20 protein-coding genes are annotated in these 20,697 nt (G+C 46.0%); 5 read left to right on the forward strand and 15 right to left on the reverse strand.

Annotated features, from left to right (window positions below; genetic code table 11):
* Positions 1-139: 139 nt before the first annotated feature.
* Together ACXACM_RS10825 and zigA are read right to left on the reverse strand one after the other, a co-directional pair.
* Positions 140-784, reverse strand: coding sequence for a DUF1826 domain-containing protein (locus tag ACXACM_RS10825; RefSeq protein ID WP_474821672.1), 645 nt, complete (start codon positions 782-784; stop codon positions 140-142).
* A gap of 1 nt (position 785) precedes the next feature.
* A complete protein-coding gene (gene zigA, locus ACXACM_RS10830; protein ID WP_474821673.1) occupies positions 786-1,988 on the reverse strand; it encodes a zinc metallochaperone GTPase ZigA in 1,203 nt (400 codons plus the stop codon).
* Between the two features lie 142 nt (positions 1,989-2,130).
* Here zigA and ACXACM_RS10835 point away from each other — a divergent pair, with 142 nt between their 5' ends.
* Positions 2,131-2,298, forward strand: coding sequence for a VOC family protein (locus ACXACM_RS10835; RefSeq protein WP_474821674.1), 168 nt, complete (start codon positions 2,131-2,133; stop codon positions 2,296-2,298).
* 91 nt (positions 2,299-2,389) lie between these two features.
* On the opposite strand, the gene tpx is transcribed toward ACXACM_RS10835, so the two are convergent.
* On the reverse strand, positions 2,390-2,884 hold the full coding sequence (gene tpx, locus ACXACM_RS10840; RefSeq protein ID WP_474821676.1) for a thiol peroxidase: 495 nt from the start codon (positions 2,882-2,884) through the stop codon (positions 2,390-2,392).
* A gap of 163 nt (positions 2,885-3,047) precedes the next feature.
* Between tpx and ACXACM_RS10845 the strand changes: the two genes are divergently transcribed.
* Positions 3,048-3,473 (forward strand): CBS domain-containing protein, encoded by a 426-nt coding sequence (locus ACXACM_RS10845; RefSeq protein WP_474821678.1) that lies wholly within the window; start codon positions 3,048-3,050, stop codon positions 3,471-3,473.
* 17 nt (positions 3,474-3,490) lie between these two features.
* Here the strand turns inward: ACXACM_RS10845 and ACXACM_RS10850 are convergent, their stop codons facing one another.
* The 8 genes from ACXACM_RS10850 to asnS all read right to left on the reverse strand — a co-directional run bounded on the left by ACXACM_RS10850 (position 3,491) and on the right by asnS (position 14,438).
* Positions 3,491-3,973: an N-acetyltransferase family protein gene (locus tag ACXACM_RS10850; RefSeq protein ID WP_474821680.1), complete on the reverse strand. Its 483-nt coding sequence runs from the start codon at positions 3,971-3,973 to the stop codon at positions 3,491-3,493.
* Between the two features lie 28 nt (positions 3,974-4,001).
* Positions 4,002-7,148, reverse strand: a complete 3,147-nt coding sequence (locus ACXACM_RS10855) for an efflux RND transporter permease subunit (protein WP_474821682.1) — start codon at positions 7,146-7,148, stop codon at positions 4,002-4,004.
* 11 nt (positions 7,149-7,159) lie between these two features.
* Entirely contained in the window at positions 7,160-8,296 is a 1,137-nt protein-coding gene (locus tag ACXACM_RS10860) for an efflux RND transporter periplasmic adaptor subunit (protein WP_474821684.1), read from the reverse strand.
* A gap of 160 nt (positions 8,297-8,456) precedes the next feature.
* Entirely contained in the window at positions 8,457-9,551 is a 1,095-nt protein-coding gene (locus ACXACM_RS10865) for a GGDEF domain-containing protein (RefSeq protein ID WP_474821686.1), read from the reverse strand.
* A 14-nt stretch (positions 9,552-9,565) separates the two neighbouring features.
* Entirely contained in the window at positions 9,566-10,138 is a 573-nt protein-coding gene (locus ACXACM_RS10870) for a PqiC family protein (protein ID WP_474821688.1), read from the reverse strand.
* Positions 10,139-10,142: 4 nt separating this feature from the next.
* Entirely contained in the window at positions 10,143-11,783 is a 1,641-nt protein-coding gene (pqiB, locus tag ACXACM_RS10875; protein WP_474821689.1) for an intermembrane transport protein PqiB, read from the reverse strand.
* The gene (locus ACXACM_RS10880; protein WP_474821690.1) at positions 11,780-12,931 is read right to left on the reverse strand and encodes a paraquat-inducible protein A; all 1,152 of its coding nucleotides are present in this window, start codon (positions 12,929-12,931) and stop codon (positions 11,780-11,782) included. The genes pqiB and ACXACM_RS10880 overlap by 4 nt, the downstream gene beginning before the upstream one ends.
* A gap of 109 nt (positions 12,932-13,040) precedes the next feature.
* Positions 13,041-14,438 carry an asparagine--tRNA ligase gene (asnS, locus tag ACXACM_RS10885; protein WP_474821692.1) on the reverse strand — a complete coding sequence of 466 codons (1,398 nt, stop codon included), beginning with the start codon at positions 14,436-14,438 and terminating at the stop codon, positions 13,041-13,043.
* Between the two features lie 288 nt (positions 14,439-14,726).
* Between asnS and ACXACM_RS10890 the strand changes: the two genes are divergently transcribed.
* A complete protein-coding gene (locus ACXACM_RS10890; protein ID WP_474821693.1) occupies positions 14,727-15,098 on the forward strand; it encodes a hypothetical protein in 372 nt (123 codons plus the stop codon).
* A 54-nt stretch (positions 15,099-15,152) separates the two neighbouring features.
* On the opposite strand, the gene ACXACM_RS10895 is transcribed toward ACXACM_RS10890, so the two are convergent.
* On the reverse strand, positions 15,153-16,121 hold the full coding sequence (locus ACXACM_RS10895) for a calcium/sodium antiporter (protein WP_474821694.1): 969 nt from the start codon (positions 16,119-16,121) through the stop codon (positions 15,153-15,155).
* A gap of 202 nt (positions 16,122-16,323) precedes the next feature.
* On the opposite strand from ACXACM_RS10895, the gene ACXACM_RS10900 reads away from it, so the two are divergent.
* Both ACXACM_RS10900 and ACXACM_RS10905 read left to right on the forward strand, forming a co-directional pair.
* Positions 16,324-17,772, forward strand: a complete 1,449-nt coding sequence (locus ACXACM_RS10900) for a RimK family protein (RefSeq protein ID WP_474821696.1) — start codon at positions 16,324-16,326, stop codon at positions 17,770-17,772.
* Positions 17,769-18,908, forward strand: a complete 1,140-nt coding sequence (locus ACXACM_RS10905; protein WP_474821698.1) for a peptidase C39 family protein — start codon at positions 17,769-17,771, stop codon at positions 18,906-18,908. Before ACXACM_RS10900 ends, ACXACM_RS10905 begins: the two co-directional genes overlap by 4 nt.
* Before the next feature lie 61 nt (positions 18,909-18,969).
* Here ACXACM_RS10905 and dps read toward each other — a convergent pair whose 3' ends face one another.
* The 3 genes from dps to ACXACM_RS10920 form a co-directional block, all read right to left on the reverse strand.
* The gene (dps, locus tag ACXACM_RS10910) at positions 18,970-19,482 is read right to left on the reverse strand and encodes a DNA starvation/stationary phase protection protein Dps (RefSeq protein WP_474821700.1); all 513 of its coding nucleotides are present in this window, start codon (positions 19,480-19,482) and stop codon (positions 18,970-18,972) included.
* A gap of 245 nt (positions 19,483-19,727) precedes the next feature.
* A complete protein-coding gene (locus tag ACXACM_RS10915; protein WP_474821701.1) occupies positions 19,728-19,994 on the reverse strand; it encodes a hypothetical protein in 267 nt (88 codons plus the stop codon).
* Positions 19,995-20,163: 169 nt separating this feature from the next.
* Complete coding sequence (locus ACXACM_RS10920) at positions 20,164-20,694, reverse strand: DUF2937 family protein (RefSeq protein WP_474821702.1); 531 nt, start codon at positions 20,692-20,694, stop codon at positions 20,164-20,166.
* Positions 20,695-20,697 lie beyond the last annotated feature (3 nt).

Below are 20,697 nucleotides of genomic sequence, written 5' to 3' on the forward strand. Positions count from 1 at the left end.
CTTGCCAGAATACCTACCGATGCAGCGGCAAGGCCAATACCTACGTTCGTAATGACTTTTTTATTGCTCATAGTGCGCCTCTTTGGATGAAGCGCGCTTTATTCGCAGTGAGCGGGTTGTCTCTTTATGTGTTTTTTAACTACATGGGGTCAAGTGTTAGCAGCACACGCTTGCTGTCTTTAGTCAATTGACATGAGCGATGTATCGCTGCCATATCGCCATGCTCCGACCAGGCTTTCCCTTTTAGGAGGCCGACATCAAAGGTATTCATCTGTTGAACGTGATGCTTATTGTAGTAGCCCCCGGACGCTAGTTTACCGTGTTCATCCCATTCGTCTGACGGGCTTTCTTCTATCACTTCTAAAGGCAGCCACTCAGTGCCTGGCCCGACATAAGTATTCACCAGACGAACGGGTATATTATCAACGTGAAATTTCGGGCACATGGCCGTGCTTAGCGCCGCTAACCGTAATCCCACATGGTCACAATTAAAAAGGCAGGTGAGCATATCTGATAACAGGAAAATATCGTCTATGGCTTCTTCTTTACCTTCGTAGTCAGGCAGGGCGTTGGATAATTCACTTTTTAGTGAGTTCATGGAAAACACACCTCGAACACCTAATCCCAGGGCTTTGAAAGCCAGTTGATAAAAATGATTTACCCGAGGGTTGTAGACTCTCTCCCAGACGGTGACACTGGTAGTCTGAGAAAAAATATCGCTTAAAACCATAGGTGAGTTATTCGAATGCCAGGAACGTTGTGTGTATTTTTCTGCAAGCTGCATGTTAATGTCCCCAGGATGGAAATGGATCAGGTAAATTCGCCCAGGCCTTACTACCCTTCAGCACATCGTGCTCGCTGAGCAGGCATTCATTCAGGCGATGAGTAATGTCGTCCTTATTGAGGCCCTGACCAATAAAAACGAGTTCCTGGCGCATATCTCCGAAGGGTTCAACCCATTGTTCCTGAATAGAGGCCAGATAATCCGGATCGTCGGGCCACTGTTCTTTGGGTACAGCTTTCCAAAACAACCCTGCAGCGCCATACCTTGCCATCCCTCCTGCCTGACTCCAGCTTCCAGCGAAATGAGGGCGGGTGGCTAACCAGAAAAAACCTTTGGAGCGAATGAGCTTGCCTGCAATGTCTTTGCTGTGTACAAAGTCATAAAATTTCTGTGGATGAAATGGTCTTCTCGCTTTAAATACAAAACTACTAATGCCGAATTCTTCTGTTTCAGGAATTTGTTCGCCCCGCAGTTCTTTGAGCCAGCCCGGGGATTGCTGTGCTTTTGCAAAGTTAAATTTCCCCGTTGCCAGCACTTCTTTGACGGGGACCTTGCCATTTTCGATGGGGATCTGATCAGCTTCAGTGTTGAGTGTTTTGAGAATATGCTGGAGTCTCTCAAGTTGTTTCTCTGAAATGAGGTCAGTTTTACTTATCAGTATGACATCTGCGAATTCAACTTGCTCTACCAGCAGATCAGCCACACTTCTTTCGTCTTCCTCGCCAAGGCTTTCTCCCACATCGTTTAGCGATTCAGCTTTGTCGTAATCAGCTAAGAAGTTTAATGCGTCTACCACAGTAACCATGGTATCAAGGCTAGCTACTTGGGAAAGACTCACCCCATTTTCGTCAGCAAATGTAAAGGTTTCGGCAACGGGTAAAGGCTCTGAAATACCTGTAGATTCTATAACCAGGTAGTCATACCTACCTTCTTTGGCTAGTCGTGTGATTTCGTCAAGTAAGTCTTCTCTTAACGTGCAGCAAATACAGCCGTTGCTCATTTCTACGAGTTTTTCTTCTGCACGATTAAAGCTAACTTCATTTTTAACCGTGGCGGCATCAATATTGATTTCACTCATGTCGTTCACAATGACAGCGACCTTGAGTCCATCGCGATTATTTAGAATGTGGTTTAACACAGTGGTTTTGCCTGCACCCAGAAAGCCTGATAGAACGGTCACTGGCAGCAAAGGAGGATTTGTCATAGTGGTGAATATCCTTGCTGTTAAAATACGTTATAACATAACACATTTGTTTTTAATTGCGAGCGAATGAGCGTCTTTTATACATCTGGCACTGTTATTGATTCCCTCGTATTTATAACGAAATAATCAGGAAGCCATCCTCATGATAACTCACATCCATCACATTAACTTTCTAGTTCGGGATCTCGAAAAGGCCGCCAGCGCATTTACCAAACTGCTGGGCTCTGCGCCTGTGTATGAAGCATTACCTGCCAGAGGGGCAATGTCGGCAAGGTTCAAAGTAGGAGAGGTATGGTTAGTACTGGTTTGACCTGTAGATGAAAGCGGCGTTATCGCGACTCAGTTAGAAACGCCCACAATAGTTGTAAGGGCGCTTATTATCAAATTACCGGGGAATGTATTTACAGTGCAGCTAATGCGGCTCCGTAATCAGGCTCGTCAGCGGTTTCTGCCACTTGTTGCGTGTATGTCACTTTACCTTCACCGTCAACAACTACGATGCTCCGTGAAAGCAGGCCAGTCAGCGGGCCTGTGGTAAAGTTAACTTTGTAGTCTTCGCCAAATGACGAGCGGAACGTAGAGCCTGTCAGCACATTTTCAATACCTTCAGCGCCACAGAAACGGCCAGCAGCAAAAGGTAAATCGGCAGAGACGCAAATCACAACCGTGTTGTCTAACGAGGCTGCTTTTTCGTTAAATTTGCGCACTGACATTGCACACGTGCCTGTGTCAATAGAAGGGAAAATGTTTAAAATGACATTTTTACCTGCTAATTCAGCTAGTGTAACTGTAGAAAGATCGGCTTTTACCAACTCAAACTGTGGTGCAGATGAACCTACTGCCGGTAAATCGCCTGCAGTTTCCAATGGGTTGCCCTGAAGTGTTACTGTTGCCATGTCATATTTCCTGTTTTGTGGATGTTCATTCTATAGTGATGGGTTAGCGAGTAATTTCAAGGGTAAACCAGGCAAATGACAAAATAATTTACACTGAATTTTTTGCTTGAACAATGGTTATACTAAGCTCAAGTTGTTCACATCTAAACTGAGAGGGTAGCGGGTGAGTGTCAATGTCATAATGACCAAGCGGGTAGTCAGCGTGAAGATGGATGATTCACTACACACGCTGAAAGCGCTTTTTGAAGCGACGGGCTTTCATCATTTGTTAGTCATTGAGGGTAAGCGACTTGTTGGGGTTGTGTCTGATCGGGATTTACTGAAAAATCTGAGTCCTTTTATAGATACTTTGTCCGAGAGGTCGAGAGATAGGGCAATATTAGAGCGCCGGGCTCATCAAATCATGACCAGAGAGATTGTTTCAGTGCAAGAGCATTCGAGTATTGTTAACGCCATTTCGCTTTTCAATCAACACCGTATTTCTTGCTTGCCGGTTTTAAACAGTTCGGGTCATCCGGTGGGGATTATTTCGTGGCGGGATATTATGCAATATATGGAAGAGCGAGTAACCGAGAAGCAAAAGGCGTAAACGGTTAGCGCACAACACTACTGTTCAGCGAAATCACTTAGGGCTTTGCCATCGAGCCTGTAGCCTATCCATTCACTTTTGGGTTTCGCGCCAATAGATTCGTAGAAATCGATGGCGGGCTGGTTCCAGTCAAGGACACTCCACTCAAATCGCCCACAGTTGCGGCTAACGGCCAGTTGCGCCAAATGCTTTAACAGTGCTTTACCTGCGCCGCAACCCCGGTGTTGCGGTGACACATATAAATCTTCCAGATACAGGCCGTTTTTTCCCTGCCAGGTTGAGTAGTTGAAGAAGTACACCGCAAAACCAACTGGCCCAGCTTCATTTTCACAAATGACACAATGGGCCGTGGCGGCTTCACCAAACAGGGTGTGTTGCAAGTCCTCTGTAGTGGCTTGCACTTCGTGTTCCGCCTTTTCATAAATAGCGAGCTCGGTGATGAAATCGAGGATCAGCTGACAGTCATCTTTTGTGGCAGGCCGAATAGTAAGTGTAGACATGGTTTCCTCTATTACTTGCTTGTGGCGGTTACAATGACGCTTGTTTCTTAGTGCTCAGGCGATGAAAAAGACCTACGGTTCCCCGATAACACCACGTCACCGACTGAGCGATGTCTATTAAAATGAGATACAAGCACGGCACTAACACCAAAGTTACCACTGTAGCGTACAGCACGGCAAAGCCCAATGCTATGGCCATGGGGATCATAATTGCAGCCTGCATACTGGTTTCAAACATAATGGGCAGTACGCCTACAAATGTGGTGATGGAGGTGAGTGTAATTGCTCTAAATCTTGCTGTACCTGCTTCTGTCACGGCATCTATCAGTTTAGAGCCTTGTTTTCTTCGTTGATTAATGAAATCGGTCATAACCAAAGAATCATTGATAACAACGCCTGCTGCAGCGATAAGACCAAAAAACGACATGGAACTAATATCGTAGCCAAGTAAGTAATGGCCAAAAGCGGCGCCGGTGAAACTAAACGGGATAACAGACATGATTATCAGCGGCTGGCCATAGCTTTTAAGCGGTACCGCCAGCAAAATGAAAACCATGATCATGGCGGCAACGAAAAACATCAGTTGCTCATCCATCTGTGCCTGCTGTTCTTCAATATCGCCACCCAGTTCCGTCACGACGGACGGGTACTGCTCTTGTAATTCAGGCAACAGGTTTTCATAAATCTCATCAATGACAGTGTTAGGTTCTACTTTTTGCTCGTCAATGTTGCCCCAGATGTAGATACTGCGATATCCACTTTCTCTGCGGATATAACTTATCCCTGGTTTTTCATCCAGGGCAACCACGTCTCCCAACATCACTTCCTGTCCGCCGGGCGTGGTGATCACACTGTATTTTAAATCTGCAAGACGCTCTCTGGTGAGTGAAGGGTAACGCACCATCACCCTGACTTCTTCACCATCGCGGATAATTCGCTGCGCTTCTCCACCATACAGGCTGGCACCAACCTGAGATGCCACATTTTGAAGTGTAAGGCCGAGGTCGTAGGCTACCGGAAGCAGGGACATCTGAATTTCTTTATTAATTGGGTCCATTGTGGAGCTTACGTCAAATAAACCTTCTTGCTGTTGAAGCATATCAATAAAGGCAAGACCAGCCGCATTGAGTGTTCTGAGTTCCGGGCCATATAACAGGAACCCGAACTCACCATCTTCGCCTGTGCTGTTCAGATCATCCAGTACGATAAAAGACTTCATTCCCGGAATGTCCGGCATGGCTTGCCGCCATCGCCGGGCAAGCTCAAATGTGTCAAAGACCCGTTTGTCTTCATCGACTAACGGAACAACTATTTCGCCCTGAGTACGTCCATCATTGAAAGCGAGGATATCTTTAATCATTCCGTCACTACCAAATTCCCGTTTGATAGTTTCTTCTTCTTGTAAAACGACATGTTCAATAGTTTTAAGGGCGTCGATCACTGCCGTATCCGACACGTTCTCGTTCATTTCTATACGAATTGAAGGGAAGTCGTGGGGGACTTTTGATGACGCTACTACCCGGATATGGTTACCTTCAATGAGACCTAAAGAAAACATCAGCAAGGCGCTAAAAAATGCCATCACAGCCCAGCGCCAGGCTACCGCCTTCACTAAAAACCCGTGATAGGATACGTTGACAAATTGATTAAACCGGCGATTGAAACGGGCCCGAAGGCTGGTAGGCTTCACAGGGGAAAAGCGGGTGTTGGCAATATGTGCGGGTAATATAAGTTTTGACTCGACCAGGCTAAATATTAGGCAAAGAATAACCACTACAGCAATGTTGTAGAACATTTGCCCTTCAAAACCTGTGCTCATGGTAAACGGGGCGAAAACGGCTATGGTCGTGAGCACACCAAAAGTAGCTGGAGTGGCGACTTTTTTCGCGCCGATAATGGCGTTGTCGATTCCTCCACCTTTGTGTTCGATTTCCGTATAGGCGCTTTCGCCTATCACAATGGCATCGTCCACCACAATTCCCAACACCATGATAAAGGCAAACAGAGATAGAAGGTTAATACTTACGCCAAACGCCGGCATCATCATGATGGCGCCGAGAAAGCACACAGGTAGCCCCAGCATTACCCAAAATGCGAGGCGAAAACGCAGAAAAATGGTTAACATTAGCGCCACCAACACCGCACCTTGCAACAGGTTTTTGAACATCATGTCCAGGCGTTGGTTGAGGTAATAGGTCAAATCGACCATAGTTTCAATGGATACGCCCTCAGGCAACGTGGGATTCTTTTGTTCGATGTAAGCTTTTACAGTGTTTGCCACAGGAATAATATTTTGATTTTTTGTGGCGCGGACTGAGATATAAATCGCATTTTTGCCGGAAAATCGAAAGTATTGTTCCCCTTCAGTGAACTCGTCTTTAATAACAGCCACATCCTGTAACAGAACTTTTGCGCCGTTTAACCCTATTTTTACCGGGATCTGTCTAAATTCGTCTCCCCGATAAAATTGATTTTCAACGCGTACGGAGATAATACCTGATTGAGTGCGCAATTGACCCGCTGATAGATTGGCCGAGTGAGCGCGGATTGCTGAAGCAACATCAGCGATGGATAGGTTATATTTCCGCAGTTCATCGGGTAGAATTTCAATGCCAATTTCGTCATCGGGGTAGCTCATCTCAACCAGAGAAATATTTTCCAGTTGTAACAGTTCGTCCTCAATTTCCCGTGCTATCTTCTTGAGTTCCTGAAGCGGTAGATCGCCGACCAGTGGTGTTTCTATCACCTGTTGCTGAAACTCCAGCTGTTGGATGTTGACTGGTTCCATGTCAGAAGGGAAGGTGGCAATACCATCCACACGGGCCTTAACTTTATCAAGCACGTCGGTAAGAGACTCATTTTCGTCGATATCAAAATGTACATGGCCAGAGTTTCGAAAGGCTCGCGACACCACGCGATCAATCTCTGTGACGTCTTTGACGGCTTCTTCGATTTTAATGAGGATCCCTTCTTCAATTTCCTGGGGAGAGGCGCCAGGGTAACTTACGTTAACGCGGATGAAGTTTGTCTCGACATTGGGAAAAGTTTGACGTTGAATATTCAGGTAAGCCACAACACCCATGATGATGATAAATATCATCAACAGGTTGGCAGCTACAGTATTGTGCGCAAACCAGGCTATAATTCCCTTATGCGTGTCGTATTCCTGACGCATGTTGCGTTTCCTTACTCCGTTGCGATCCCAGCGATCTCGTGGTTCTCAATGACCTTAACAGCCATACCTTGAATGGGGTACTCCGGAGGGGTTACAACCAGTTTTTTATCTTCAATATCTCCGCGAACATATAAATATGTTTGCTCAGCGCGAATTACGCTGACCGACTTGGCGTTAAGCGTGTTATCGTCTGACAATAGCCATACCTGATTGTTGTTTACCAGTTCCTGTGGAATTTTGTAGACCTGTTCCAACGTGATACCTTCGAATGATACAGTGGCGAAGCTACCGAACTTAATCGTGTTTTTGGGGTTGTGAATGCCGTAAGGGTCGGTAATTCTGGCAACCAGGTAACTCATTCGGGTGGCTTTATCCACGGTGCCTAAGTCACGATGTAAAACAGCATTGATGTGACGGTCGTCAATTGACACTCTGGCCTCTATACCCTTGACTGAAGCTGGCAGGTACGACTGGTCGAAACCCGCAACTGGAAAGCTGATTTCGGCATATTCAACATTATTAAGTGTCGCTGCGATTGTTCCTGTTGTGACAAAGTCGCCAGTGCCGATGTTTCGCGCGGTAACCAGAGCATCATAAGGCGCGCGGATATCGCAGTTTGCTAAATCCCGCTTAGCTATACGCAACTGCGCTTCAGCAGACTTTAGTGCAGCCTGAGCACTGAGTAACTGCGGCGTTCGCAAATACAGGTCAGACACCCTGCTTTCAGGCATGTTAGCCGCCTCACGCTTAGCTACATCAGCCTGAGCTTGCTCTTGTATAAGCTGAGCTCGGGCGGAAGACAGGGCAGCCTCTGCTTGGTAGAGAGCGGCTTCATAAGCATCTTTTTCAATGGTAAATAATATTTCTCCGCGCTTAACCAGCCCGCCTGGGATGAAATCAGGGTTCCACCATACAACCTCGCCAGCAACTTGCGCAGAAAGATTAGTCGTTTCTAGAGGGGCAACTTCACCATAAGAAAATAGGGTAACCGCATAATTTTCTGGTTGTAGAGTAGATAAGGCGACGAGAGGGCGGGTGTCTACTTGTTCTTTTTCTTCATCCTCTGACCCTGAAGCTGCAATAACTTCCATTCCCGCATAACCCAAAGCCAGAATAACAATGGGCAAGACGATTTTTTTCCAATACATAAATATCGCTTCTTATTTAATGATTCTTATAGATATTACTGGAGTTTATTTATACTAAACCTGAGCGTGTTGGACTTGGCTGCAAACGTGCCGAAAAAAGTCAACGCATACTCATTTCATTCGTAATCTATTATCAGGGTTTTGTCGAAAAAGAAAAGGCTTAGTTGTCATGTGAAAGTACTACACAGTTCCTACCCTGATGCTTAGCCTGATATAAGGCGTTGTCAGCGAGGGTTAATGCTCGGTCAACAGAGAGGTTTTCGTTTATCTCACAAACACCAAAACTGGCGGTCACTGTGACTTGTCTTTCGTCCAGCCACACATCTGAACTCGCCAGAGTGTTTCGTATTTTATCAGCAAGCAGACCTGCATTTTTTTCGTTAGTTTCCGGTAGCACGATGAGAAACTCCTCGCCTCCCCAACGACAGACTAAATCTTGTCTGCGAATATTTTGTCGAAGAATATCTGCGGTGCGCTTTAAAATGATATCGCCATTGCCGTGCCCATAGGTATCATTCACCTTCTTAAAATTGTCGATGTCAGTGAGGACAACAGTGAGCGGTTGCTTGTTTCGCTGATGACGCCTAATTTCCTGTTCCATTAATTGTCGCATGCCCCGCCGGTTTGGCAGTTTTGTAAGGGGATCGTGCAATGCCTGGCGTTCAAATTCTGCACTGAGGTCGCGGACAATTTTATACGTGCGTTGCCGACTGTATTCATAAAAAGCAGATAGGAAGGTAACTGTAGCAAATGAATACATGAGGCGAGTCTTAAATGGTTGACTGTATTCAGTTAGGAGTAGCGCATCATGGGGGAAAAAGAGAATAATTGCGATTAGCAATGTGAATCCACCCATGACAATAAGACCTCGGGCGAAACCACCAAAAAACATTGCAACCGGTGGTAGCAGGTACATCCATAATGGGCCTGTATTTTCGTAGCCGCCTGTTATCAACAGGTAAGTCTCCAGGCCCATCAGGCAGCCTGTAAGCAAGTAAACGGCAACCAAGTGCCCAAAGCGGCTGCGCGAAGACGCCTGTATTTGACTGGCGAGAAAGAAAAGTGAAGATGCGGCAAGCAAACTAAAGCCTAGTGTCCAGTCTTCTGCGAGTATCGCTGTAATACCCAGAAAGAGGGTTAGCGAAATACCCACCAACGAAAACAAATTGATGACAACAATGCGTCTGTTGGTCTCCTCGTCGTACTTTGATCGGCAACCGCGATTTAGGAGCTTTTCAAAATTTGTGGCTAACATAGGGCATCCATTGGTTAGTCCGCATTAATATCCGACGATATTGCATTGGCAAGGTCGGAGATTAAAACGCGCATTTTTTCTACAGCATGTTCGAATCCGTCTTCTTGCAATGTCTGACGGAAATCAAAGTGATGAACTTGCGGGCTCTCTGCGTTATCCAACCAGTATTGTCCTTTAACAAGCACTTCGCCATCGTAGGTTGAGAGAAAATCGTCAATTTGGATATACAGGCCGGTGTGTGGGTATGAGTCTGTATACACATCGTCAGGAACCACCAAAATGCGGTTTTCTTTCCATAATGCTGCCGACAAGGCCTGACGGATGCTTTTATTTAGCGGTTCAGCCCACACGTGACTGGTTGAGAAATGCAGTGTTGCTGAACTGGTTTGAACAACCAATGCACGTTGCTTTAGATAGTCCGGCAGTATAATACTTTTCAATTTAACCCGGTGCCTTGCTTCGTCTGACACTATTTTAGTGTTGGTGTCTGGAGCGTGGAGAACGTAATACTTAAGCGGAGCAACCGAGGAGGTACACCCTACCAGTGTGAGGAAGCTAGCCATTAGTAACGAACAATACAATTTCATAGTCTTAGTTTCCCTGGTTACTGGCTCTGGGTTGAATATCGTCTTTCGCATCACCTGAGAATATCAATCCATTGGGTTTTTGATTCAGTTGCAGAAGCAATGGCTGAATATTGCGCATGGTTTCCTGCATTGCATCTACTGTATCCTGTATTTCAGATTTACTGAGTCCGCCTTCTGCGTAATTCTGTAGCAACGCAGATACATTCACCAGAACGTCATTCAGGTTGTCATTAATCGCTTTTATATCAATATCTGCCATCAGTGCATCGAAGTCTCCACTTGCTTCTTCAACCCGATTCGCAGCCCCTTTTATATCGGTAATTACAGCGGTCACATCGGTAACCATTTTATCAAGGGGTAAATTGTTGATTTTGTCTAAAATGGCGTCTGCTTTTTGAGTTATCTGGGTAAACTCGTTAGACACGGTGGGGATAACTTCTATATTGTTTACTACATTAACAGACATGGGTGTGGCACCTTTATCGTGTTGTAAATCAACATATAAACCACCTGTGAGTACATTACCCATACGCAGTGTTGCGCGTAAATCCCGTTGAATCCATTGGTGCATGGTTTCTTTGACAGCGCTTAAACTTTCCTGGGTGTCCTGCTGACGCACTTTACCAGGATAAATTCGGATCAAAACGGGAATAGGGTAGTTCTCTTCCAGAATATTTCCCGAAATCAAATCGACCGGATTAATTTTTTCTACTTCCCCAACTTCAATGCCGCGGTATTCAACGGGAGCACCTTCCGTGAGGCCTCGAACAGTCTCGTCTATCAGTAGCAGGTAAGAAGCATACAATTTATATCTGGCATTTGATGCGGCTGCATCGTCGGCAAAAATATTGTAGGTGGCTTCTGGTGTGGCGAGCGGCCCTGGGTCAGCGCCTGGAGGAATGCCAAATGTTACACCGTTGGCGAGCAGTGTTTCCAGCGAACCAGTTTCCACTTTCACGCCACTGGATTTGAGATGTAGCTTCACACCGCTGACATTCCAAAAGCGGGTGTTTTGGGTAATTAGTCTGTGATAGGGTGCTTCGATAAACGCGCGATAATATACAATACGCTCGTCAATATTGAATTCCGCGTCTTCAAATTCACCCACTTTAAAACCCTTATAGATAATAGGGTCGCCGGGTTTATAAGCAAATTTATCGTTACTTTTTAGCGTTATATGAAGTCCAGGCGTGCCAGAAGGGGTTGCTGGTGGGCGTTCCAAGGCGACGAAGTGTAACTTTTCTCTGCCGCTGTCATCGGCAGACATGGCAATGTAAGACCCTGATAACAACGTATTGAGACCGGATACCTCCGAGAAACTGATCCGTGGCGCTACCACCCAGAAGTCGGTGTTCTCAGTAAGCAAGCGGGAGGCACTCGCATCTATTCTTGCAGTGACAAGAACGCCTTCAAGGTCGGGCTTAAGTTCAATTTTCTTAACTTGACCTACTTCAAGGTCCCGCACTTTTATTGGCGTTTTATTTACTTCAATTCCACTGGCCGAGGGAAGTTCAATCGTGATCAGCGGACCTTGGTTTTTCCACTGGTACCATACCATCCAGCCTCCAATTAAAATTGCCAGAATAGGAATTATCCAGACTTTGGAGATGTGAGTAGTGGATTTAACAGATGCCTCTTCGGTCATGTATTCTTGTTCCTGTTCTGCCAAATAAGGCGATTGTCAAAGGTCATAGCGGCGATCATTGTGACAAAAACTACACCGCAAAAAGCCAGTGCAGCGGGCCCTGGGTAGATTGACATAGTATTGCCTAACTGTACCAGTGCGACCAGAATTGCTACCACAAATACGTCAATCATTGACCAGCGGCCAACCCCTTCGGTAAAGCGATAAAACCTAGTGCGAATGCGGGGCCTGCGCTCATGCTGCTGCTGTACCGTCAGATTTAACCAGGCCAGTATGAGAATTTTTGCTACGGGAATTAACACGCTTGCAATGAGTATAATTAATGCTACAGGATAATCGCCTGATTCCCAAAGGGTTATTGCGCCACCTATAATCGTACTGGGTTCGTCCCGACCAAATAGCTCAGTGTGCATAATGGGTAAAACATTAGCAGGAATATATAACAATGCAGCGGTAATCAATAACGCCCAGGTTCGCTGAATGCTGGTGCTGGCGGTTTTGTCTGTCACCGGTGTGGGAGGTGGCACTTTGCCGTAAAGCCAATGGGCAGTGCGGTTACTGTCAAAATGAATGATACTTGCTGTCATGCAGGCGGAAAAGGCGATAAACGCATAGAAAGATAATCCTATGGAGATGTCAGCCATGGATGATATTTTGATGAGGCTGACCAGCGTACCTACCAGAAAAATTTCCGCCATACTCCAGGGCAGCAGCGCTTTTACCCAGTAAAATACATGCTTGAGATAAGGTGGTCTTGCGTTGCGTTTTTGGTGATAAGCCAAGACTACAAGTCCAATCAATACCATTCCGGGAAAAACCAACGTTGCCAGGCCTGTAATAATTGCCAGTGAAAGATAATCCTGATTAAGCAGTGCATTGAAGCTGTCTGATAGTGCGATTTGATGTTGAATACCGCTGGCTTTAAAAGACAAAAAATTAAACGGCAATGACAGGAGCAAAAAGATCAGCGCACTCAATGCCAGTGCCAGCACGTTATCTGTTTGGTTTCGCCGATAAGTGAGTAATGTGTGGCCGCATTGTGGGCATACCGCTCGCTGCCGATGTGCAAGGGCGGGTAATCGCACATGGGTGAGGCATTGCTCACATTGAATTTGTTGGCAGTTGTGGTTTTGCATAGTCTCAAACAAAAGTTTCGCCGCCTTTCAATGTACACAAACCGGCAATCTGCATCAACATGTTGCTGAACTATCAGAAAAAAAGCGGCACAAGAGCCGCTTTTTGTAAACAAAACGCCAATTAATAATTGGCGTTGCCCGGTGTACGGGGAAAGGGAATGACGTCCCGAACATTTTGCATGCCGGTGACATAAGCGACTAATCTTTCGAAGCCGAGGCCAAACCCTGAGTGGGGCACAGTGCCATATCGACGCAAGTCGCGATACCAAGCGTAATCTTCTTTATCGAGGCCCATTTCTTCAAGACGTGCATCGAATACATCCAGGCGTTCTTCCCGTTGGGAACCGCCAATGATTTCGCCAATGCCCGGTGCAAGAATATCCATGGCTGCCACAGTTTTGCCATCGTCATTTATGCGCATGTAAAACGCTTTAATGTCTTTCGGGTAATTTTGCATAATAATTGGCGCGCCTACATGCTCTTCCGCTAAGTAGCGTTCGTGCTCGGAGGACAAATCAACACCCCATTCAACGGGGAATTCGAATTTTTTGCCACTGGCCTTGAGAATATCGATAGCATCAGTGTAGTCCATGCGAACGAAGTCAGAGCTAATTAACTTTTCCAGCCGCGAGATGGCGTCTTTACTGATCCGCTCGGCGAAAAATGCCATATCATCAGCCCGCTCTTCCAACACAGCCTTACATACATATTTCAGCATGTCTTCAGCTAATTGGGCAACATCGCTTAAGTCTGCAAAGGCGACCTCAGGCTCAATCATCCAGAATTCAGCAAGGTGTCGGGATGTGTTGCTATTTTCCGCGCGAAAGGTTGGCCCAAAAGTGTAAACCTTAGACATGGCAGCACAATAGGTTTCGACGTTCAATTGGCCGGATACCGTTAGATAAGTTTCTTTGCCGAAAAAATCTTCGCTGTAGTCGACGTCGCCTTTATCGGTTCGTGGCAAGTTCATCATGTCCAGAGTAGATACCCGGAACATTTCTCCTGCACCTTCGGTGTCACTGGCTGTTAAAATTGGTGTGCTTATCCAAAAGTAGCCGCGCTCATGGAAGAACCTGTGTATGGCCTGTGAAAGGCAGTTGCGAATACGTGTAACCGCGCCGATAACGTTGGTGCGTGGGCGCAGGTGGGCGTATTCTCGCAAGTATTCAATAGAGTGGCGCTTTGCGGCCATCGGGTAAGTATCTGGATTCTCAACCCAGCCCACAATCTCTATACTTTTGGCTTCAAGTTCAACACTTTGGCCTTGCCCTTGAGACGCTTTTACTTCGCCCTGAACTGACAATGAGCAACCGGCTGTTAAACGCTGAATATCGGCATAATTTGACAGAGAATTTAACGCGATTACTTGTATGGGATTAAAGCAACTGCCATCGTGCAGCGCAATAAAAGAAAGTCCGGCTTTTGAGTCGCGGCGAGTACGCACCCAACCTTTTACCGTCACCGTTTCGCCAACTGCGTACTTACCTTCAAGTACGTCGAAAACGGGTGCATGCGTCATTTGAATGTCTCCATCTTACCTGTTTTAAATTGTGATTTGTTGCCGGCTTAATTTGAATCTCTGCCGAAAATCGTTAATAAACACGGAATGTTTGCCGATATTGATACTACGCCGCGGTGTCTTTACAGATAGCTACACGATGTAGGCAACTGTAGAAAACAACTCGCAGGTGAAAAAATCGGAATATGTTTATCCGTTTTGTCTGTTCGATCGTATAAACGAAAGGGCTAGTATACTCATTCACAAACGGGATACCAGCATACTTTGACCATGGAGAGTACTAAGCGCATGAATCCTGTGCAACAAGACCGACGTCAAAAACCTCGCAGGAAAGACGGATTCTACCGTTTTGTACAGTCAGTGAACTTTGTTAGCTGGCTCGTACTAATGGGAGCCCTGGTGGTATTTCACTTCGCCAGGCCAGAAATGATCACCGGTTTGCAATCATACTGGGGTGTACAAGGTCGCGAAACCTGGTCACAACAACACGTCGAGGCCCTTATCACACTATTGCAGCTTTGCCTGGGTTTAGCGTTAGTTACAATGCTAATGCGATGGAAGAGAAATCGCCGGCGCGGTGACAGCTACGGCGTCAATTTATTTATACTGGCCAGTATTTCATTAGTCAGTTTATTTACCCTTAACATCAGTGTTGTATAAAACAGGTGTGCAATACTGTTTTATGGCAGGCTTTTACTCGCACCTGTTAGTTGTTTAAGCGAAGGCTGATTGCACCAAAAATACAGTATAAGCCACATATGCACAGACAAAAGCGCCACCTTCAAGGCGGTTTAACCGGCCCTGGCGCTTGATACCGATGCAAAAAACAAACAGCGCCACGGAAAAGCACAACATAATAAGCACATCGCGGTATAGGAAACTATGTTCCACTTCCATGGGTTGAATTGTGCCTGCGATACCGACAACGGCTAAGGTGTTGAACATATTTGAACCGATAACATTACCCAGCGCCATGTCGTGCTCACCTTTCTTTACTGCCATCAACGATGACGCAAGCTCGGGCAAAGAGGTACCGATCGCAATGATGGTAAGACCAATAATAGTGTCAGATACGCCGAATTGAGTCGCTATTTCTACAGCGCCCCACACCAGTATACGAGAACTGGCGATCAGTAGAACGAGTCCGGCCAGCAGCCAGATAATACTGGTTTTAACTGTATTTTCTTCGCTGTTGATTTGTTCGTCGAACTCAGCTGCGAGGTTATCATCATCGCCCTTCATGCCAGTCCAAATACTCCAACCCATCAGCAGAATAAACAACCCCAGCAGAGAGAATGCGTCGTCTTTGGAAACATTGAAATCGAGAAGCTGCCAGGATGCAAAAAACGTTAGCCCCAGAAGTATGGGAAGTTCTCGTTTAATGATCTCTGACTTAACAGCAATGGGGCTTACGAGTGCAGTAAGACCTAAAATGAGCGCAATATTGGCAATATTTGACCCATATGCGTTCCCCAAAGCGATACCAGAGTTGCCTTGTAATGCAGCAAACACGGATACGATTATTTCTGGCGCTGAGGTACCAAAACCAATGATCAACATGCCAATGAGTAGCGGCGACATACCAATTCGCCGTGCAATTCCTGCTGCACCATCGACGAACTTCCCCGCACTCCACAACAGAACAGGTAAACCAGCGAGAATGGCAATGGAGGCAAGAAGCATATGTATTCCTTAAAACGAGAGAATCTGAGACGCGGCTAAACTAACACAAAAAGTCATGGTAACGATAAAAAAATAGCTTACTGAAAACTCTGGTATAACACATTAAATACCCTACACTTCGCACCACAAAATGTTTGGCTAAATCAAGCCAATTTGCGGCAAATATTAGTGCCTATACCCTTAAAGAGAACAGAAGCAATATATGCATAAAACCCTGATCATTGTTGATGATATCAACGACGTGTCCGTTTCGGAACTTACCGTGTTATCATTTCAGGCGTACCTGGACGATTTTCCACAAAAAAACGAGCCGAAAACCCGGGTGATAAACCTCTGCGACACGACCCGCTATCTTAGCCAGGGGTATTATTGTTCTCTGCTTGCACAAGCCAGACAACACCGGGTTTTACCATCGGTAAAAACCATCAACGATTTGCGCATTGTCGGTGAAGATGTGGCTCGTTTGCCTTTACCTAAGAAGTTTACGTGGTCTGGTACAGACAATACAACCTCGTTTTTTGTATTTTTCGGTAAAACAGCAGATACGCGATTCAGCTTGCTGGCAAGTGAAGCATTTACGGTTTTTCCTTGCCCGATTTTAGAAGTGACAATTCACGTCGCAGCGGACAATATTGGCTTTATGACTGTGCAGGCAAAAGGGTTAGCGGATTTGCCTGACGGATTAAAACCGGTATGCATTGATTTTCTGCAACAGTTTACTCAGTCACAATGGCGCAACGATCGCAGTGGTAAAAAAATGCGTTGGGATATGGCTATTTTAGTAAACCCACAGGAGCCAACGCCGCCGTCGGACGACAAAGCCATTCGCAAGTTTGTCAAGGCTGCAGAGAAAGTAGGTTTTAACGCAGACGTGGTTACCAGTTTAACACCGGAAGCCGTGGGGCATTATGATGCACTATTTATTCGTGAAACTACTGCTATTGACCACCATACATATCGCCTTGCCCGCGCCGCGGAGCGGGAAGGCCTGATTGTTATTGACGATACTCAGTCTATTTTGCGCTGCTGTAACAAGGTGTATCTGCAAGATGCTTTCACCTATCAGCAAGTACCTGCGCCGCAGAGTGAAATGGTATCTGACAGCTCATCGTCCACCTGCGAGCGGTTGATTAGTAAGCTTGGGTTGCCCTTAGTACTGAAGTTGCCGGAAAGTTCTTTCTCCCGTGGTGTTTACAAAGCCGAAACTGCGCAAGCACTGGAAGAAAGGCTCAAAGATATGTTGTCCCAATCGGCGCTGGTGTTGGTGCAGGAATATGTTTTTACAGAGTTCGACTGGCGCATTGGTGTTCTGAGTGGAAAGCCTATTTATGCTTGTCAGTATTTTATGGCGCGCAATCATTGGCAAATATATCATCACAATGGCGACAGGTTCAGCTCAGGCGGTTTTAAAACCATGCCAACCTTCGAAGTACCCCAGCCGGTTCTGCAGGCTGCCATTAAAGCCGCTAAAGTGGTGGGGGATGGCCTTTACGGTGTCGATATTAAGCAAGCCGGGAACAAGGTTTATGTGATTGAAGTAAACGATAACCCTAGTATTGATGACGGTGTTGAAGATAAATATTTAGGCAAAGGTTTGTATGAACTCATCATGCAGGAATTTGCCGATAGGTTGGAGCGCCGGGGTCGATGAATAAGCCTGTAGCACCTTCAGTCGAAGCAAAGAGCATGGTGGTGCGAACTGCGTTGCTGTCTGATTTAGATGCGGTGTGGGATATAGAACAAACCTGTTTCTCTCTGGATCGCCTGAGTCGACGCCGGTTACGCTTTTATCTTAGTGCCGCACACGCTGAATGTGTGGTCGCCGAAGAGGGCGGTATAGTACTTGGCTATGCCTTGTTACTTTTGCGTCGGGGCACACTGCTTACGCGTCTTTATTCCATCGCGGTGTTACCTGATGCCCGAGGCAAAGGCGTGGCGCCATTGCTTATTGAAAAGTTAGAAAGCAGGGCGTTGTTGCGGGGAAAGCGCTTCATGCGCCTGGAAGTGTCGGAAGGCAACAAAGGCGCAATCAAACTTTATGAGAAGCTAGGCTTTAATCGGTTTGGTGTCTACACCGATTACTATGAAGATAAGTCTGACGCGATTCGTATGCAAAAAGTTTTGAATCACCGCACAGTAACAACGCAAACAGACGCCTACCCGTGGTATCAACAAACCACCGAGTTTACCTGCGGACCTGCGTCACTGATGATGGCCATGTCTCAATTAGATGCAGCCTATATACCTTCCCAGGAAAAGGAGCTGTCGTTGTGGCGTCAGGCTACAACTATCTTCATGACGTCCGGTCACGGTGGCTGTCACCCTATTGGGTTAGCGCTGGCCGCGCAGCACGTTGGATTTAACAGCGAAGTATGGTTGAACAATACCTTACCCTTATTTACCGACGGCGTGCGCACAGCGCATAAAAAGGCGATTGTTGAAGTGGTGGAAAACAGCTTTTTATCAGACGCACAAAGCCAGGGCGTTGATGTTCGTTTTTTTGAATGGAAGATGGAAGATCTGGAGCAGGTGTTAAAAGAAGGCGCTGGCGTATTGTGTTTAATTAGTACCTACGCTTTTGATAAGAAGAAAGCGCCTCACTGGGTGACGGTGACAGCCTTCGATGAACGATGCTTATATTTTCACGACCCTTATCCGGATAAAATAGATGAGCAGGCTGTGGAGTTCCAACACATTCCAGTGAGCAGAGAAGATTTCACGCGGTTAGCGAGTTACGGTAAACGCAAGTTAAGAGCTATTGTTATTGTTCGCCGTCAGCAATTGTAATTAAAAAGCGGTGTGACCTAGTCACACCGCTTTGGGTTTGCAAAATACATGAGTTTTGTGATTACGACTTCAATTCGCCAGACGCTGATTCAATATGTGCGCGTACAAACCACTGGAATTGTTCTAAATCTGCCAATTGGCCTGTGATCATATCTTCAGACACAGGGTCGAGATCTTCCAATTTTTCAATCGCACTGCGATGGTCTGCGTTTACGCCGTTATACACTGCATCGAGGGATACAAGGTGGTCACTTACCAGCGCTTTACCAATCTTGTAATCTTCCCAACTGCGACCTTCAACAATGGCTTTTGGTGTCCCCTTTGGTGTGCCACCTAAGGTAGCAATCCTTTCGGCAATGTCATCTGTCATATCACGGACTGCGTTAACTTGGGGGTCAAGCATTTCGTGCACACCGATAAAGTTAGGACCAACCACATTCCAGTGAATGTGTTTCAGGGTTAGTTGTAAATCTAGTAATGCAACCAGGCGTTGCTCCAACACCTCGACGGTAGACTTTGCTGCTTCATTAGTTAAACCTGGTGCAGTAAATTCAGCCATTTTCTGGTTACTCATAAATCCTCCTGTTTGGGTGAATTCGAAACATCGCCAGTATTGGCAATGATGCTTGTAAGTAACAGAGCAATGGTTGTGCCGGAAGAGGGGAAAGGCGTCATTCTTTATTAAATTCAACTTGTTATGAATTTAATGTCCATGTTTGGAAGAGATGTTCTTCGCAGGAGAAAGAGAAAATAATGCTGAACAATGTAATTTCTTCAGGGGGCCAGGCTGCGCGGTAGGTTGCGCAGCCAACTTGACATTCATGACATTAATTTTTTGTTAAATGCGCGCAGTGCAGTCACTAAATTCGCAAGGTCGCGAGCGCTGCCTTCGAATAAAGAAGGTTTGGTAAGCGCAGTACCTTTGCGTGCTGATGTAAACGTACTTCTGAAATCAAAGGCCGAGGTCTTTTCTACCAGTCGCTGCCATTCATTTTCCATAGAAGCCGGAATAACATGACGTTTTGCCAGGATTTTGTCTCTTATTTGCAACACCTGACCAATTAATAACGTATTTTCATTCATCATAACGATTACCTGCTTTTTCACTCTACCTATTGTGAAAGCCTTGTTATTCAGTACATTTGACACATCTTTACTGCTCAAACGCATAACAAACCTTCGAATTCACAAGGTATTCTGCAACATGAGTGCCAAAACAAATGTGTTATATAAAATGGGGGGCTATGTGGAGGTGTTAGCCAAATTTAATTCGCTGCCGGCGATGCTTATGCCAACAATAGCAATGCTTTCCCATCCAAAACGGTGCCCAGACAAGTACATTTAGCAATATCGCAAACAGAATACTAAAAACAACAGGTTCTGGTGACAAAGGCACGGAAGGTGAAAAGTTATCCAGCACCCGGAAAAGGGTGTTTTTTCTCGAAGGTGAAAACATATACCAGGCCTGCTGGTAATATGCTCCGTGGGTTAGTGTTTCCAAGCCTGTTTCTACTTCACGCAAACGGGCTATAGCGGAAGCTTTGTTTCTGGCATCCTCCCTGACGACAGGGTTGCTATTTTGAGCCAGACTCTCCAGTAGTGCGTCTACGGTGTTGTAATTATAGTCTCTGGCGAGTTGTTCGATCGCTGTTACTTGTTCGAGTTGTGCATCGTAAAAGCCACTGAGGTACTGGCGGTAGTGATCAGCGAGAATAGGCACTTGTAACGTAGTCAAAAGCAAAATGGCGAATAATAATTTGTCTGTTACCCGTGCCAGTAAATGCATGGT

This window comes from Alteromonas sp. AWQ4_252 (assembly GCF_056158205.1).

Coding starts and splice junctions, on each gene's coding strand:
- ACXACM_RS10825 (WP_474821672.1), bottom strand. CDS start 784: ATGCAGCTTGCAGAAAAATACACACAACGTTCCTGGCATTCGAATAAC.
- zigA (WP_474821673.1), bottom strand. CDS start 1,988: ATGACAAATCCTCCTTTGCTGCCAGTGACCGTTCTATCAGGCTTTCTG.
- ACXACM_RS10835 (WP_474821674.1), top strand. CDS start 2,131: ATGATAACTCACATCCATCACATTAACTTTCTAGTTCGGGATCTCGAA.
- tpx (WP_474821676.1), bottom strand. CDS start 2,884: ATGGCAACAGTAACACTTCAGGGCAACCCATTGGAAACTGCAGGCGAT.
- ACXACM_RS10850 (WP_474821680.1), bottom strand. CDS start 3,973: ATGTCTACACTTACTATTCGGCCTGCCACAAAAGATGACTGTCAGCTG.
- ACXACM_RS10855 (WP_474821682.1), bottom strand. CDS start 7,148: ATGCGTCAGGAATACGACACGCATAAGGGAATTATAGCCTGGTTTGCG.
- ACXACM_RS10860 (WP_474821684.1), bottom strand. CDS start 8,296: ATGTATTGGAAAAAAATCGTCTTGCCCATTGTTATTCTGGCTTTGGGT.
- ACXACM_RS10865 (WP_474821686.1), bottom strand. CDS start 9,551: ATGTTAGCCACAAATTTTGAAAAGCTCCTAAATCGCGGTTGCCGATCA.
- ACXACM_RS10870 (WP_474821688.1), bottom strand. CDS start 10,138: ATGAAATTGTATTGTTCGTTACTAATGGCTAGCTTCCTCACACTGGTA.
- pqiB (WP_474821689.1), bottom strand. CDS start 11,783: ATGACCGAAGAGGCATCTGTTAAATCCACTACTCACATCTCCAAAGTC.
- asnS (WP_474821692.1), bottom strand. CDS start 14,438: ATGACGCATGCACCCGTTTTCGACGTACTTGAAGGTAAGTACGCAGTT.
- ACXACM_RS10890 (WP_474821693.1), top strand. CDS start 14,727: ATGAATCCTGTGCAACAAGACCGACGTCAAAAACCTCGCAGGAAAGAC.
- ACXACM_RS10895 (WP_474821694.1), bottom strand. CDS start 16,121: ATGCTTCTTGCCTCCATTGCCATTCTCGCTGGTTTACCTGTTCTGTTG.
- ACXACM_RS10900 (WP_474821696.1), top strand. CDS start 16,324: ATGCATAAAACCCTGATCATTGTTGATGATATCAACGACGTGTCCGTT.
- ACXACM_RS10905 (WP_474821698.1), top strand. CDS start 17,769: ATGAATAAGCCTGTAGCACCTTCAGTCGAAGCAAAGAGCATGGTGGTG.
- dps (WP_474821700.1), bottom strand. CDS start 19,482: ATGAGTAACCAGAAAATGGCTGAATTTACTGCACCAGGTTTAACTAAT.
- ACXACM_RS10915 (WP_474821701.1), bottom strand. CDS start 19,994: ATGATGAATGAAAATACGTTATTAATTGGTCAGGTGTTGCAAATAAGA.
- ACXACM_RS10920 (WP_474821702.1), bottom strand. CDS start 20,694: ATGCATTTACTGGCACGGGTAACAGACAAATTATTATTCGCCATTTTG.